Source organism: Cupriavidus sp. GW823-FHT07A04, from assembly GCF_058794615.1.
Genome location: NZ_JBXAHA010000001.1, coordinates 516,479 through 529,667 on the forward strand (window position 1 = coordinate 516,479; position 13,189 = coordinate 529,667).

General features: G+C 65.5%; 14 protein-coding genes and 2 tRNA genes. 13 read left to right on the forward strand and 3 right to left on the reverse strand.

Annotated features, from left to right (window positions below):
- Positions 1-95 precede the first annotated feature (95 nt).
- The 6 genes from AC1Q7Q_RS02410 to AC1Q7Q_RS02435 all read left to right on the forward strand — a co-directional run bounded on the left by AC1Q7Q_RS02410 (position 96) and on the right by AC1Q7Q_RS02435 (position 5,762).
- The gene (locus AC1Q7Q_RS02410) at positions 96-881 is read left to right on the forward strand and encodes an SDR family oxidoreductase (RefSeq protein WP_043345010.1); all 786 of its coding nucleotides are present in this window, start codon (positions 96-98) and stop codon (positions 879-881) included.
- A gap of 318 nt (positions 882-1,199) precedes the next feature.
- A complete protein-coding gene (locus AC1Q7Q_RS02415) occupies positions 1,200-1,808 on the forward strand; it encodes a TRAP transporter small permease (RefSeq protein WP_492374738.1) in 609 nt (202 codons plus the stop codon).
- Positions 1,805-3,109 (forward strand): TRAP transporter large permease, encoded by a 1,305-nt coding sequence (locus AC1Q7Q_RS02420; protein WP_492374737.1) that lies wholly within the window; start codon positions 1,805-1,807, stop codon positions 3,107-3,109. Before AC1Q7Q_RS02415 ends, AC1Q7Q_RS02420 begins: the two co-directional genes overlap by 4 nt.
- A 69-nt stretch (positions 3,110-3,178) precedes the next feature.
- Positions 3,179-4,207: a DctP family TRAP transporter solute-binding subunit gene (locus AC1Q7Q_RS02425; protein ID WP_492374736.1), complete on the forward strand. Its 1,029-nt coding sequence runs from the start codon at positions 3,179-3,181 to the stop codon at positions 4,205-4,207.
- A 238-nt stretch (positions 4,208-4,445) separates the two neighbouring features.
- Complete coding sequence (locus AC1Q7Q_RS02430) at positions 4,446-5,150, forward strand: DUF2968 domain-containing protein (protein ID WP_174422757.1); 705 nt, start codon at positions 4,446-4,448, stop codon at positions 5,148-5,150.
- A gap of 210 nt (positions 5,151-5,360) precedes the next feature.
- On the forward strand, positions 5,361-5,762 hold the full coding sequence (locus AC1Q7Q_RS02435; RefSeq protein WP_492374735.1) for an acyl-CoA thioesterase: 402 nt from the start codon (positions 5,361-5,363) through the stop codon (positions 5,760-5,762).
- A 10-nt stretch (positions 5,763-5,772) separates the two neighbouring features.
- Here the strand turns inward: AC1Q7Q_RS02435 and AC1Q7Q_RS02440 are convergent, their stop codons facing one another.
- Positions 5,773-6,318, reverse strand: coding sequence for a PAS domain-containing protein (locus AC1Q7Q_RS02440; protein ID WP_492374734.1), 546 nt, complete (start codon positions 6,316-6,318; stop codon positions 5,773-5,775).
- A gap of 173 nt (positions 6,319-6,491) precedes the next feature.
- Here AC1Q7Q_RS02440 and AC1Q7Q_RS02445 point away from each other — a divergent pair, with 173 nt between their 5' ends.
- A complete protein-coding gene (locus AC1Q7Q_RS02445; protein WP_492374733.1) occupies positions 6,492-7,193 on the forward strand; it encodes a CoA transferase subunit A in 702 nt (233 codons plus the stop codon).
- Positions 7,194-7,204: 11 nt separating this feature from the next.
- Positions 7,205-7,843 carry a CoA transferase subunit B gene (locus tag AC1Q7Q_RS02450; RefSeq protein ID WP_150983922.1) on the forward strand — a complete coding sequence of 213 codons (639 nt, stop codon included), beginning with the start codon at positions 7,205-7,207 and terminating at the stop codon, positions 7,841-7,843.
- 73 nt (positions 7,844-7,916) lie between these two features.
- Here AC1Q7Q_RS02450 and AC1Q7Q_RS02455 read toward each other — a convergent pair whose 3' ends face one another.
- Positions 7,917-8,390: a DUF411 domain-containing protein gene (locus AC1Q7Q_RS02455; RefSeq protein WP_492374732.1), complete on the reverse strand. Its 474-nt coding sequence runs from the start codon at positions 8,388-8,390 to the stop codon at positions 7,917-7,919.
- A gap of 26 nt (positions 8,391-8,416) precedes the next feature.
- Complete coding sequence (locus AC1Q7Q_RS02460; protein WP_492374731.1) at positions 8,417-9,193, reverse strand: 3-hydroxybutyrate dehydrogenase; 777 nt, start codon at positions 9,191-9,193, stop codon at positions 8,417-8,419.
- A 202-nt stretch (positions 9,194-9,395) separates the two neighbouring features.
- Here AC1Q7Q_RS02460 and phaZc point away from each other — a divergent pair, with 202 nt between their 5' ends.
- The 5 genes from phaZc (at position 9,396) to AC1Q7Q_RS02485 (ending at position 13,187) form a co-directional block, all read left to right on the forward strand.
- Positions 9,396-10,283 carry a 3-hydroxybutyrate-oligomer hydrolase PhaZc gene (phaZc, locus tag AC1Q7Q_RS02465; protein WP_492374730.1) on the forward strand — a complete coding sequence of 296 codons (888 nt, stop codon included), beginning with the start codon at positions 9,396-9,398 and terminating at the stop codon, positions 10,281-10,283.
- A gap of 62 nt (positions 10,284-10,345) precedes the next feature.
- Positions 10,346-10,708: a RidA family protein gene (locus tag AC1Q7Q_RS02470; protein WP_416048153.1), complete on the forward strand. Its 363-nt coding sequence runs from the start codon at positions 10,346-10,348 to the stop codon at positions 10,706-10,708.
- 15 nt (positions 10,709-10,723) lie between these two features.
- Positions 10,724-12,946: a RelA/SpoT family protein gene (locus tag AC1Q7Q_RS02475; protein ID WP_492374729.1), complete on the forward strand. Its 2,223-nt coding sequence runs from the start codon at positions 10,724-10,726 to the stop codon at positions 12,944-12,946.
- Positions 12,947-12,967: 21 nt separating this feature from the next.
- Positions 12,968-13,044, forward strand: a tRNA-Val gene (locus AC1Q7Q_RS02480).
- Between the two features lie 69 nt (positions 13,045-13,113).
- A tRNA-Val gene (locus AC1Q7Q_RS02485) sits at positions 13,114-13,187 on the forward strand.
- Positions 13,188-13,189 lie beyond the last annotated feature (2 nt).

Here is a 13,189-nt window from a genome sequence, read left to right on the forward strand (position 1 = left end):
CTGCCTTCGGTTTCAGCAGGCAGATTTCGCGAGGAGCTCCCGTAGGCCGTGGCCATGGCAGGCGGCGCCGGGGGCTCCCGAACATAGAGGCCATTATGGGTTTGTCGATCAATCTGGAAGGCAAGGTCGCGCTGGTGACAGGCGCTTCGAGCGGTCTGGGCACGCGGTTTGCCCATGTCCTGGCGAGTGCCGGCGCCAAGGTCATCCTGGCGTCGCGGCGTACCGAGCGGCTCAAGGAGCTGCGTGCCGCGATCGAGGCCGAGGGCGGCAGCGCGCACGTGGTGCAGCTCGACGTGACCGACCACGACAGCGTGCGCTCCGCGGTGGCGCATGCCGAGACCGAGGCCGGGGCGATCGACATCCTGGTCAATAACTCGGGCGTCTCCACCACCCAGCGCCTGACCGACGTCACCCCCGACGACTTCGATTTCGTCTTCGACACCAATACCCGGGGCGCTTTCTTCGTGGCGCAGGAAGTGGCCAAGCGCATGATTGCGCGCGCCAAGGGCGCCGAGAAGAACGGCAATCCGCTGCCGCAGTCGCGTATCGTCAATATCGCCTCGGTCGCCGGGCTCAAGGTGCTCTCGCAAATCGGCGTGTACTGCATGAGCAAGGCCGCGGTGGTGCACATGACCAAGTCGATGGCGCTGGAGTGGGCGCGCCATGGCATCAACGTCAACGCCATCTGCCCCGGTTATATCGACACCGATATCAATCACCACCATTGGGACACCGACGCCGGCCAGAAGCTGGTCCAGATGCTGCCCCGCAAGCGCGTGGGCAAGCCCGAGGACCTGGACGGCCTGTTGTTGCTGCTGGCGTCCGACCAGTCGGCATTCATCAACGGCGCAATCATTACCGCCGACGACGGCATGGTATAGCCGCCAGAAGGGGCGGCGCGCGCTTGCGTGCGCCCGCCGGCAGGTTGGCCCTGGCCCGCGCCAAAAGCGCCGGCGGGGCGTGCGATTCCCGGTCCCTGGGCTTATCCGGTCCCCTTGGGCACCCTGCGGAATCGATGGCCTGCCGGATTCCCACGGCCAGAAGATTGCCTGTTGGCGCGGCATGGAGCAAAAGTTCCCGCGCGCTCGGCAAGTCTTGGCATAATCCGCCATGTCTTGAGATTAAGTCTTTACATAATTCAAAGAGAAAATCCGTGCGCAGCCAGCGGCGCCGCGCGGACCGGACCGGAGGCCGGGGAGATGCAAGCAGATCGGGAGGGGCGGCGCGATGCCGACCCAAAACACGTCACGGCCATGCCGGATGAGACTGGCGCCAGCCAGCAAGGGGACAGCGGCTTCAAGGTATCGCCGCGAATTGAAGACTGGGTTGGCGTAATCGTCATGGTGCTGCTGGTGTGCATCACCTTCGCCAACGTGGTGGTCCGTTATTTCACCGATGAATCGTTTGCCTGGACCGAGGAATTCTCGGTCTTCCTGATGATCGTGCTGGCCCTGGTGGCAGGCAGCGCGGCCGTGGCGCGCGACCGCAATATCCGCATTGAATTCTTTTTCGATCGTGGCAGCGCGGCGCGGCAGCGGCGCCTGGCGGTGCTGTCGGCGGTGGCCGTTGCAGTCATGTTCATCGCGCTGGCGGTGCTGGGTGCTCGCGTGGCGTGGGACGAATACACGTTTGGTGAGACCTCGCCGGGCATTGGCGTGCCGAGCTGGTGGTACTCCGTCTGGCTGCCGGTGCTGTCCGCCGCCATCGCGCTGCGGGCGCTCGGCGTAGCGGTGCGCAACCTGCGCGCGCTCAAGGCCCTGCATGCCGAGCGCGTTGCCGGCGCAGCAGCTTCGGAGTCCACGCCATGACCCTCATTGCCATTATCCTGTTCGTGGTGTTCCTGGGCTTGATGATGCTGGGCGTGCCGATCGGCGTGTCGCTGGGGCTTGGCGGCCTGGTGGCGATCGGGCTGTCCAACGTGGACACCCAGATGTTCGGCCTGCTGGCCGTGCCGCAGAATTTCTACGCCGGCCTGGGCAAGTACCCGCTGCTGGCGATCCCGATGTTCGTGCTGGTCGGCTCGATCTTCGACCGTTCCGGCGTGGCGCAGCGGCTGGTGACCTTCGCCATTGCCATTGTCGGGCGCGGTCCGGGCATGCTGCCGCTGGTGGCCATCCTGGTTGCCATGTTCCTGGGCGGCATCTCCGGCTCCGGCCCGGCCAATGCGGCCGCGGTGGGTGGCGTGATGATTGCTGCGATGTCGCGGGCCGGCTATCCCGGCGCGTACAGCGCGGCCGTGGTCGGCGCTGCCGCCGCAACCGACATCCTGATTCCGCCGTCCGTTGCCTTCATCATCTACAGCGTGCTGGTGCCCGGCGCCTCGGTGCCGGCGCTGTTCGCAGCCGGCATGATCCCCGGCATCCTGGCCGGCGTGGCGCTGATCGTGCCGGCCGTCTGGCTGGCGCGCAAGCACAATATGGGCGCCATCGAGGCCGGCCTGCCGCGTCCCCCGTTCTGGAAGAGCCTGCGCGAAGCGGCCTGGGGCCTGGTCGCGCCGTTCCTGATCCTGGGCGGCATGCGCGCGGGCTGGTTCACGCCGACCGAAGCCGCCGTGGTGGCGGTGGTGTACGGCCTGTTCGTTGGCATGGTGATCTACCGCAGCATCGGCATGCGCGACCTGTTCGTGATCTTCCAGGAGGCGGCGGAGACTTCCGCGGTGATCCTGCTGGTGGTGGCGCTGGCCGGCATCTTTGCCTACGCGCTGTCCACGCTGGGCGTGATCGATCCGCTGGCCAATGCCATTGCGCATTCCGGGCTGGGCGAATATGGCGTGCTGGCGCTGATCGTGGCCTTGCTGATGACGGTGGGGATGTTCCTCGACGGCATCTCGATCTTCCTGATCTTCGTGCCGCTGCTGCTGCCGATCGCCAATGCCTTTCACTGGAACCCGGTTTGGTTCGGGGTGGTGCTGACGCTCAAGGTCGCGCTTGGCCAGTTCACGCCGCCGCTGGCGGTGAACCTGATGGTTTCGTGCCGGATCGCGCGCGTGCGCATGGAAGAGACCGTGCCCTGGGTGGTGTGGATGCTGCTGGCGATGTTCGTCGCCATGCTGCTGGTGCTGGCCTTCCCGCCGCTGGCGACCTGGTTGCCTGACTACCTGGGTTATTGAGTTATTCGAGGTGTTGACATTCTCGTTGCCCATAAGAAACACACAACAGATCCTGAGAGGAGAGAACGCATGAAACGTCGTGCCCTGATGCTGTCGCTGGCAGCCACCATCGCCGCTGCCGCCCTCGCGCCCGCTGGCGCCATGGCGCAGAGCTACAAAGCCGAGTACAAGATGTCGCTGGTGCTCGGCCCGGCCTTCCCGTGGGGCAAGGGCGGCGAGATCTGGGCCGACCTGGTGCGCCAGCGCACCAGCGGCCGCATCAACATCAAGCTGTACCCGGGTACCTCGCTGGTGGCCGGCGACCAGACCCGTGAGTTCTCGGCGATCCGCCAGGGCGTGATCGACATGGCGGTTGGCTCGACCATCAACTGGTCGCCGCAGGTCAAGGAGCTGAACCTGTTCTCGTTGCCGTTCCTGATGCCTGACTACAAGGCACTGGACGCCCTCACGCAAGGCGAGGTCGGCAAGTCGATCTTCGCGACCCTGGACAAGTCCGGTGTGGTGCCGCTGGCCTGGGGCGAGAACGGCTTTCGTGAAGTCTCCAACTCCAAGCGCGAAATCCGCAAGCCGGAAGACCTGAAAGGCATGAAGCTGCGTGTGGTGGGCTCGCCGCTGTATATCGAGACCTTCAACGCGCTCGGTGCCAACCCGACCCAGATGAGCTGGGCCGACGCGCAGCCGGCCATGGCCTCGGGCGCGGTGGATGGCCAGGAAAATCCGCAATCGGTGTTCGCCGCCGCCAAGCTCTACACGGTGGGCCAGAAGTACGTGACCACCTGGGGCTACGTGGCTGACCCGCTGATCTTCGTGGTCAACAAGCAGATCTGGGAAAGCTGGACGCCGGCCGACCGCGAGATCGTCAAGCAAGCCGCCATCGACGCCGGCAAGCAGGAAACGGCGCTGGCCCGCAAGGGCCTGGTCGAGGCGGGCGCACCGGCCTGGAAGGATATGGAGGCCCACGGTGTGAAGGTGGCGCAACTGACGCCGGCTGAGCACGATGCCTTCCGCAAGGCCACGGCCAAGGTCTATGACAAGTGGAAGAAGCAGATTGGCGTGGACCTCGTGAGCAAGGCAGAAACCTCGATCGCCAAGCGTTAAGCGGCGCGCAGTTGCAGTAGCGTGGGGTGGCGCCAACGCCTCCCCACGCGCCAGTGGGGCTGTTGCGGGAATGGCAACGCCAATCCCGCAATGGTTACAAAACGCGGTCCCTGCTGGGAAGCTTGTTACAATCCGCGGTCGGTGAGGTGCGCGCTGCGCATCATTGCCGTCGGGTAGTGCCGCATGATGCACCCCGATTTCCTGAACCGTATTTCGTCCCTGTCCCAGCCGGAACGCCATGTTGAATAATTCCTGCCGCGCCCCCTTGCTAGCCAGTCTGATTGGCCTGGCCTTGTCGCTGTCCGCCTCCGGTGTCGTGGCGGCGGCCGAGCCCGTGCCGATGTCGGTGGCCCCGGCGCCGCTGACCGCTTCGGGCAGCATGCCGCAGGCCTCGCCGGCTTCCCTGGGGTTGGTGTCGGAGCTGCAGAAGCGCCTGCGTGACAGGTCGGTGCGCGAGCTGCGCACCAGCTACAACGGCGACTACGGCACCACGCTGATGCTTGCGGACGATCAGGTGGTTTGCTATGTGGCGCTGTTTTACCAGAAGAATCTCTGGCGGGTTTTCCGCTTCGAATCGATTGGGGCGGCGGAACAGGCTTACCGCCAGGTAACGCAGCAGAGCGCGGTCTGGGCTGATGACGATATCCGCCGCCAGGTGCTGGCATCGCAAAAACGCGCGTTTGACAAGGCACTGCAAGAAACCGAGGCGCGTGCCAATGCGCTCAATGAAGACGTGCGCGTGATGCAGGCGCAGCGCCAGCGTATCGCCGAAGAGCAGAAGGCGGCGCGCATCGAGGTGCAAAGCGCGGAAATCGAGAGCCGTGCCTCCCGTATCCGCCTGGAGCAGCTGCAGCAGCAGATCCGCCGCATGGAATCGTCCCTGACGGATTCCGGCCTCGCCATGCCCGGCGCGGCGGGCAGCGATCGCCCTGTGCGCCGCTAAGCCATCGTTCTCCTGGTTTTGCCTATCATGCCGGCGGCGTCCGTCGCCGGCATGAACTTGCCTCAACGTCTGAAGGCAGATTCGGATTGGTCCGAGATGAGCATGCTTGGCTGATCGAAGGCCAAGGCAGCCGTTCTCCCGATGTGCCGATGCGTGAACCGTCGCTTTCGCCGATGGAAGCGACCGGCTCCCGGTGTTACGCTCACGCGGATGAAACCCGTATTCACTCTGCGCATGCCCATCCGTTGGGGCGACATGGACGCCATGGGCCATGTCAACAACACGGTCTACTTCCGTTACCTGGAACAGGCGCGCATTGCCTGGTTCGAGTCGCTGGGACATGGCGGCAAGGACCCCAGCGGTTGCGGGCCAGTCATCATCAACGCCCACATGAGTTTCCTGAAGCAGTTGCGCTATCCCGGGGATATCGAGTGCCGGATGTTTGCGGGCGACCTGGGGCGCACGAGCTTCGAGACCCGCATGGAGATCCGCCGCATCGACCAGCCGGACGTGGTGTACGCGCAAGGCGGCGCCAAGGTGGTCTGGTGCGACTACGAGGCCGAAAAATCAGTGCCCGTGCCGCCGGCAATCCGGGCGCTGATGATGGAGTAGGGCGCCGCCCTTAGTGGTTGACCAGGCGTTGCACTAGGTCGACCGAGGTATGGGCGCCGTACTTCTTCATCAGCCTGGCCCGGTAGATGTCCACCGTGCGGGGGCTGATGGAGAGCAGCTTGCCGATCTGCTTGCTGGTCTTGCCATCCACCAGTTGCGCGGCGATATCGCGTTCGCGCGCCGTCAGCTCGGCGGTGACCGGGCGCTTCTGCGATAGGTCTTCGAAGGTCCAGATGCCGGCGCCCAAGGGCTGCAGGCGGTCCAGCGAGCGCCCGGTGACGTGGCACCAGAACAGGTCGCCGCCGGCGCGCTTCATGATGCGCTCGTCGGAGTAGGAGCCTTTGGCGTTCATGATCGGCACGATGCGCGCGCCGGTACGCTCGAACTCGTCTGCGGTGGGATAGAGCACCTGGAACGATTCGCCGATCAGGGCGGCCCGGGTGGTGCCAAAGATGCGGCAGAGCTCGTCGTTGCAGTCCTCGATCATGCGCTCGCGCGACAGCACGAGGCCGACTGGGGCGAGCTGGAAGGCGGTCTGGTAGTCGATAGCGGGCATTTGCTTATGTAATTGTACGTATTGGCGCGGGATGCGACGCTTGCGTATGCTGTCGGACGGTTGGCAACTGGACGATCTCCGTCCGATTGTACCGTTACAATTTTCCTGCGTGACTCGCCGGCATCACCTGGAGGCGGGCGCAATGACAGGAAATCACCGAGGAAGGAGCAAACATGAACAAGGTCTACGCCAGCGCCGCGGAGGCGCTCGCGGGCGTCGTTCGCGACGGCCAGACGATCGCGGTTGGCGGTTTCGGTCTGTGCGGCATCCCGGAGGCGCTGATTGCCGCGCTGCGCGACAGCGGCGCCAAGCAACTCACCTGCATCTCGAACAACGCTGGCGTTGACGGTTTCGGCCTGGGCCTGCTGCTCGCCACACGCCAGATCAAGAAGATGATTTCGTCGTACGTGGGTGAGAACAAGGAGTTCGAGCGCCAGTACCTGGCCGGCGAACTCGAACTGGAATTCACCCCGCAGGGCACGCTGGCCGAGAAGCTGCGCGCCGGCGGCTCGGGCATCCCGGCCTTCTTCACCAAGACCGGCGTGGGCACCATCGTGGCCGACGGCAAGGAAATCCGCGAGTTCGATGGCCAGCAGTACGTGATGGAACGCGCGCTGACCGCTGACGTGGCCCTGGTCAAGGCGTACAAGGCGGACCGCGCCGGCAACCTGGTGTTCCGCCGCACCGCGCGCAACTTCAACCCGATGTGCGCGATGGCCGGCAAGGTCACCGTCGTCGAGGTCGAGCACCTGGTCGATACCGGCACGCTGGATCCGGATGAGGTCCACACCCCGGGCATCTTCGTGCAGCGCATCGTGCTGAACGCCAACCCCGAGAAACGCATCGAGCAGCGCACCGTGCGTGCCGCGGGCTAAGGAGAATCATCATGGCATGGACACGTGACGAAATGGCGGCGCGCGCCGCGAGCGAACTGCAGGACGGCTTCTATGTGAACCTGGGCATCGGCCTGCCGACGCTGGTGGCCAACCACGTGCCGCAAGGCATGGAAGTCTGGCTGCAATCTGAGAACGGCCTGCTGGGCATCGGCCCGTTCCCGACCGAGGCCGAGGTCGACGCCGACATGATCAACGCCGGCAAGCAGACCGTGACGACCCTGCCGGGCTCGTCGATCTTCTCCTCGGCGGATTCCTTCGCGATGATTCGCGGCGGCCATATCAACCTGGCTATCCTTGGCGCCATGCAGGTCAGCGAGAAGGGCGACCTGGCCAACTGGATGATCCCGGGCAAGATGGTCAAGGGCATGGGCGGCGCGATGGACCTGGTGGCTGGTGTCGGCCGCGTGGTGGTCCTGATGGAACACACCGCCAAGAAGAAGGACGGCAGCGAGGACATCAAGATCCTGGCGTCGTGCGCGCTGCCGCTGACCGGCGTGGGCGTGGTCAATCGCATCATCACGGACCTTGGCGTGATCGACGTGACCGAAGCCGGCTTGAAGCTGGTGGAGACCGCGCCGGGCGTGAGCCGCGAAGAGATCCAGAGCAAGACGGGCGCTCCGCTGCTCTGATACGCGCTGTCGCAATGAAAAAAACCCCGCGAGCTTGCGTTCGCGGGGTTTTTTATTCTCAGCGCCGGGGGCTTCAGGTGCTGCGCTTGTTGTAGCTGGCGAAGACCGATGCGCCGCCATCCGCGCGGACCAGCAGGACATCGAACGGGTCCTTGCGCTTACCCTGTTCCATGCCTGGCGAGCCAACCGGCATGGCGGGCACGGCCAGGCCCACGGCCTTGGGCTTGCTGGCTACCAGCCGCCTGATGTCGGCGGCCGGCACATGCCCCTCGATCGCATAGCCTGCGATGCGGCCGGTATGGCAGGAGCCGAAGCGCTCTGGCATGCCGAAGCGGGCGCGATAGACGCCGGTGTCTTCCACGTCGCGCACGGTCACGGCAATGCCATTCGCGCGCAGGTGCTCGACCCAGCCCTCGCAGCAGCCACATTGCGGGCTCTTGTACACCTCGATGGCGAGCGGGGCGGCAGCGGCGCTGGCACCGGCGCGCAGCCCCAGCGAGGCGGCGGCGCCCAGGGTCAGGGCGCGCAGAACGTGGCGTCGCTGCATGCTCCGTGCCTTTGTTTTCATTGCGCTCATTGCGCCACCCAACCGCCATCCATGTTCCAGGCCACGCCGCGCACCTGGCGGGCCGCGTCGCTGGCCAGGAACACGGCCAGCGCGCCGAGTTCGTCGGGCGTGACGAACTGGCCGGAAGGCTGCTTCTCGATCACCAACTCGTGCTTGGCCTGCTCCACGGGAATGCCGTCCTTCTGCGCGCGCGCTTCCACCTGCTTTTGCACCAGCGGCGTCAGCACCCAGCCCGGGCAGATCGCATTGGCGGTCACCCCGGTCTGGGCGGTTTCCAGCGCGGTGACCTTGGTCAGGCCGACGATGCCGTGCTTGGCGGCTACGTAGGCGGATTTTTGCGCGGAGGCCACCAGCCCGTGGGCGGAGGCGATATTGATGATGCGGCCCCAGTCCTTGCGCTTCATGCCAGGCAGGGCGAGGCGGGTGGTGTGGAAGGCGGAGGTCAGGTTGATGGCGATGATCGCGTCCCAGCGCTCGGGCGGGAAGTCCTCGATATTGGCCACGTACTGGATGCCGGCATTGTTGACGAGGATGTCGGCGCCGCCGAATTCCGCGTCGGCGTAGCGCATCATGTCTTCGATCTCGGCGGACTTGCTCATGTCCGCGCCGTGGTAGCCCACGCGAATGCCCGCGCCGGCCTGCGCGATCTCGCGCTCGGCGGCTTGCGCATCGCCGAAGCCGTTGACGATGATGTTGGCGCCCTGGGCGGCCAGTGCCTGTGCGATGCCGAGCCCGATACCGCTGGTGGAACCCGTGACCAGTGCCGTCTTGCCTTTAAGCATGTTTGCCCTTTCGTCGGAGTGCTTTGCACGTTGGAGTTGGACTGCGCGAGGGACCCGTCGCGCGCCAGCGGCAAAGGCATGGCGGCGAGAACCCCGATGCTGTGGCATTGTAACTGCTGCAGCGTACAATCCAGCTTTGCCCAACCCGGGCGCCACCATGCCGGCGGCGCCGTTCTCGCTACCGTATTGCCAGGGAGTTCAGATGTCGTCAGTCAGTCCGCGCCTCGGCTTCGTCCAGTGCATCAGCCCGGCGGGCCTTCACCGCATGGCCTATCACGAATGGGGCGATCCCACCAATCCCCGGGTGCTGATGTGCGTGCATGGCCTGACGCGCACCGGCCGTGACTTTGACACGGTGGCCGCCGCCTTGTGCGGCGAGTACCGCGTGGTGTGCCCCGACGTGGTCGGGCGCGGCCGCTCGGACTGGCTCGCGGACCCGCGCCGCTACGTGGTGCCGCAGTACGTGTCCGATATGGTCACCCTGATCGCTCGGCTCAATGTCGAGCAGGTCGACTGGTTCGGCACCTCGATGGGCGGGCTGATCGGCATGGGGCTGGCTGGCCTGCCCAAGTCGCCGGTGCGCAAGCTGCTGCTCAACGACGTGGGCCCGCGCATCGCCGCCTCGGCGGTGGAGCGGATCGGTGCCTACCTGGGCCTGCCGGTGCGCTTCAAGACCTTCGAGGAAGGCCTCGCCTACCTCCAGACCATCAGCGCGTCTTTTGGCCGGCACACGCCCGAGCAATGGCGCGAGCTCAATGGCGCCATCCTCAAGCCGGTGCAGGGCGCCGAAGGCCTGGAATGGGGCTTGCATTACGATCCGGCGATGGCGCTGCCGTTCCGCGAGACCACGCCCGAGCAGGTGAGCGCAGGCGAGGCGGCGCTGTGGCAGATGTTCGAGGCCATCCAGGCGCCCACGCTGGTGGTGCGCGGCGCGCAGTCCGATCTGCTCACGCGCGAGACGGTGGCGGAGATGGTGGCGCGCGGGCGCAACGTGACTTCTGTGGAAGTGCCGGATGTGGGGCATGCCCCGACGTTCATCGATCCCGCGCAAGTGGCCATCGCCAAGCAGTTTTTCCTGGGCGCGGGCTGAAGCGAGAGGCGCTGGCCGGTCCCGATGATTTTGATGTTTTACCCGACGACTAAAGTATTGCCATGAGTACCAATGAACTGAAGCGCGCCCACGTGGGCAAGCGCCTGTCCGAATACGCGATCTACAACGGCGTGGTCTACCTCGCCGGCCAGGTGCCGGAAGTCGATCCCGGCGCGGACCTGCGTGGCCAGACCGGCGAGGTGCTGGGCCATATCGAGCGCCTCTTGAACGAAGCAGGCAGCGACAAGAGCCGGATTCTCTCGTGCCAGATCTTCCTCACCGACGTCGACCAGATCGGCATCATGAACGAAGTCTGGGACGCGTGGGTGGTGCAGGGCCATACGCCCCCGCGCGCCACCGTGGAGGCTCGCCTGGCCAATCCGCAGTACCTGATCGAAGTGGTGGTCACCGCCGCGCTCAAGTGAGACTGGGGCAGCGAGATGGTGACGTCGACTGACCTGACCGGGCAGATTGCCGGCACGCCCGATGCCGGGCTGGTGGAGCGCGCCCTGGCGTTCGTGCGCGAGCGCGGCAGCGCTGCGTTGCTGCCCACGGGCGAAACCGTGCTCTCGCATGCCGAGGGCATGCTGCGCATTCTCGACGGCCTGCGCGTCGACGATGCCGCGCGCGCGGCGGCCTGCCTGTTCGCGCTGGCCGCGTTCGTACCTGGCAGCGAGGCGGAAATCGAGCCGCTCTTCGGCGAAGAAGTAGCGGGGCTGGTCAAGGGTGTGCGGCAGTTGTTGCGTATCGGCGCGATCGCGGTGGGCCACAGCGGCGCGCCCGAAACCACCAAGGATGAAATCGCCGCGCGCCAGGAGCAGGTGGAGGCGCTGCGCAAGATGCTGCTGGCCTTCGCGCAGGACATCCGCGTGGTGCTGGTACGCCTCGCCTCGCGGCTGCAGACGCTGCGCTGGCTGGCGCAGGTCAAGGCGCAGCCGCTGCCGGGGGTCGCGCGCGAAACGCTGGACATCTACGCGCCGCTGGCCAACCGGCTCGGGATCTGGCAGATGAAGTGGGAGCTGGAGGACCTGGCATTCCGCTTCGAGCAGCCCGACACCTACAAGCGCATCGCGCGGCTGCTCGACGAAAAACGCATCGAGCGCGAAGGCTATATCGCCAGCGCCATCGCGCGGCTGCAGTCCGAGCTGGCATCGGCCGAGATCCGAGCCGAGGTGAGCGGGCGGCCCAAGCATATCTACAGCATCTGGAAGAAGATGCGTGGCAAGGAGCTCGACTTTGCCGATCTCTACGACGTGCGCGCCTTCCGCGTGATCGTTGACGACATCAAGGATTGCTACACCGTGCTGGGCATCGTGCACCATATCTGGCAGCCGATCCCGCGTGAGTTCGACGACTACATTTCCCGGCCCAAATCGAACGGCTACAAGTCGCTGCACACGGTGGTGATCGGCGACGACGGGCGCGCCTTCGAGGTGCAGATCCGCACCCAGGAGATGCATCACTTCGCCGAGTACGGCGTGGCCGCGCACTGGCGCTACAAGGAAGCGGGCAGCAAGGGCTATAGCGGCCAGTTCTCCGCCAGCGAACGCTACGACGAGAAGATCGCGTGGCTGCGCCAGCTGCTGGCGTGGAAGGACGACGCCGATCATTCGGTTGCGCACGACGAGTCGCCCTGGGAGCAGCTCAAGCACGCGGCCATCGACGACCACATCTATGTACTGACGCCGCAGGCGCGCGTGGTGGCGTTGCCGCAGGGCGCTACGCCGGTGGATTTCGCGTACTACCTGCATACGGACCTGGGCCATCGCTGCCGCGGCGCACGTGTGGACGGCACCATGGTGCCGCTGAACACGCCGCTGAAGAACGGCCAGACGGTGGACATCATCGCCGTCAAGCAGGGCGGCCCGTCACGCGACTGGCTCAACGCGGAACTAGGCTACCTGGCCAGCCCGCGTGCGCGCGCCAAGGTGCGCGCCTGGTTCAATGCGCTGGATTCGCAAGAGACCATGTCGCAAGGCCGCGCGCTGATCGACAAGACCTTGCAGCGCGAGGGCAAGACCGCTGTCAACCTGGATGACCTTGCCGCGCGCCTGGGCTTCAAGACGCCGGACGACCTGTTCGCCGCGGTTGCCAAGGATGAGTTCAGCCTGCGCCATGTGGAGCAGGCGCTGCGGCACCCCGAGGGCGAAGCCGCGGTGGTGCAGAGCGAGGAAGAGGCCGTCACCAAGAAGAGCCGCGCCACCAGCGTGGCGCGTGGCGCCAAGAGCGGTGTGCTGGTGGTGGGCGTGGATTCGCTGCTCACGCAGATGTCCAAATGCTGCAAGCCGGCGCCGCCGGACGAGATCGTGGGCTTTGTCACGCGCGGGCGCGGCGTCTCGATCCATCGCCGCACCTGCCACACCTTCGGGCAGCTCTCGGCGCGTGCGCCGGAGCGCGTGATCCATACCGAGTGGGGCAAGCGCAGCGATGCCGTTTATCCGGTGGACATCCACGTGGAGGCGATCGACCGGCAAGGGCTGCTGCGTGACATCTCCGAAGTGCTGTCGCGCGAGAAGATCAACGTCACCGGCGTGAAGACGCTGTCGAGCAAAGGCGTCGCGCGGATGCAGTTCACCGCCGAGGTTGCCGAGGCCACGCAGTTGCAGCGCGCACTCGGTTTGATCGAAGATGTGGTGGGGGTCTTGCAAGCGAAAAGAAAGTGATGCTATACTTTCGTTCTCCGTAGGCTCGTAGCTCAGCTGGTTAGAGCACCACCTTGACATGGTGGGGGTCGTTGGTTCGAGTCCAATCGAGCCTACCAACGAACAAGCAGTAAGACGTAGGCGCAGTGCAGCAAGCGCATACAGCGGTTAGTTTCAAGCAGTACCATAGGCTCGTAGCTCAGCTGGTTAGAGCACCACCTTGACATGGTGGGGGTCGTTGGTTCGAGTCCAATCGAGCCTACC

What these genes read in the sequence shown, in the direction of transcription:
- AC1Q7Q_RS02460 (WP_492374731.1), bottom strand. Translation starts at nt 9,193, where the DNA reads ATGCTTAAAGGCAAGACGGCACTGGTCACGGGTTCCACCAGCGGTATC.
- AC1Q7Q_RS02440 (WP_492374734.1), bottom strand. Translation starts at nt 6,318, where the DNA reads ATGCCCGCTATCGACTACCAGACCGCCTTCCAGCTCGCCCCAGTCGGC.
- AC1Q7Q_RS02410 (WP_043345010.1), top strand. Translation starts at nt 96, where the DNA reads ATGGGTTTGTCGATCAATCTGGAAGGCAAGGTCGCGCTGGTGACAGGC.
- AC1Q7Q_RS02450 (WP_150983922.1), top strand. Translation starts at nt 7,205, where the DNA reads ATGGCATGGACACGTGACGAAATGGCGGCGCGCGCCGCGAGCGAACTG.
- AC1Q7Q_RS02455 (WP_492374732.1), bottom strand. Translation starts at nt 8,390, where the DNA reads ATGCAGCGACGCCACGTTCTGCGCGCCCTGACCCTGGGCGCCGCCGCC.
- AC1Q7Q_RS02470 (WP_416048153.1), top strand. Translation starts at nt 10,346, where the DNA reads ATGAGTACCAATGAACTGAAGCGCGCCCACGTGGGCAAGCGCCTGTCC.
- AC1Q7Q_RS02425 (WP_492374736.1), top strand. Translation starts at nt 3,179, where the DNA reads ATGAAACGTCGTGCCCTGATGCTGTCGCTGGCAGCCACCATCGCCGCT.
- AC1Q7Q_RS02475 (WP_492374729.1), top strand. Translation starts at nt 10,724, where the DNA reads ATGGTGACGTCGACTGACCTGACCGGGCAGATTGCCGGCACGCCCGAT.
- AC1Q7Q_RS02445 (WP_492374733.1), top strand. Translation starts at nt 6,492, where the DNA reads ATGAACAAGGTCTACGCCAGCGCCGCGGAGGCGCTCGCGGGCGTCGTT.
- AC1Q7Q_RS02430 (WP_174422757.1), top strand. Translation starts at nt 4,446, where the DNA reads ATGTTGAATAATTCCTGCCGCGCCCCCTTGCTAGCCAGTCTGATTGGC.
- AC1Q7Q_RS02420 (WP_492374737.1), top strand. Translation starts at nt 1,805, where the DNA reads ATGACCCTCATTGCCATTATCCTGTTCGTGGTGTTCCTGGGCTTGATG.
- phaZc (WP_492374730.1), top strand. Translation starts at nt 9,396, where the DNA reads ATGTCGTCAGTCAGTCCGCGCCTCGGCTTCGTCCAGTGCATCAGCCCG.
- AC1Q7Q_RS02415 (WP_492374738.1), top strand. Translation starts at nt 1,200, where the DNA reads ATGCAAGCAGATCGGGAGGGGCGGCGCGATGCCGACCCAAAACACGTC.
- AC1Q7Q_RS02435 (WP_492374735.1), top strand. Translation starts at nt 5,361, where the DNA reads ATGAAACCCGTATTCACTCTGCGCATGCCCATCCGTTGGGGCGACATG.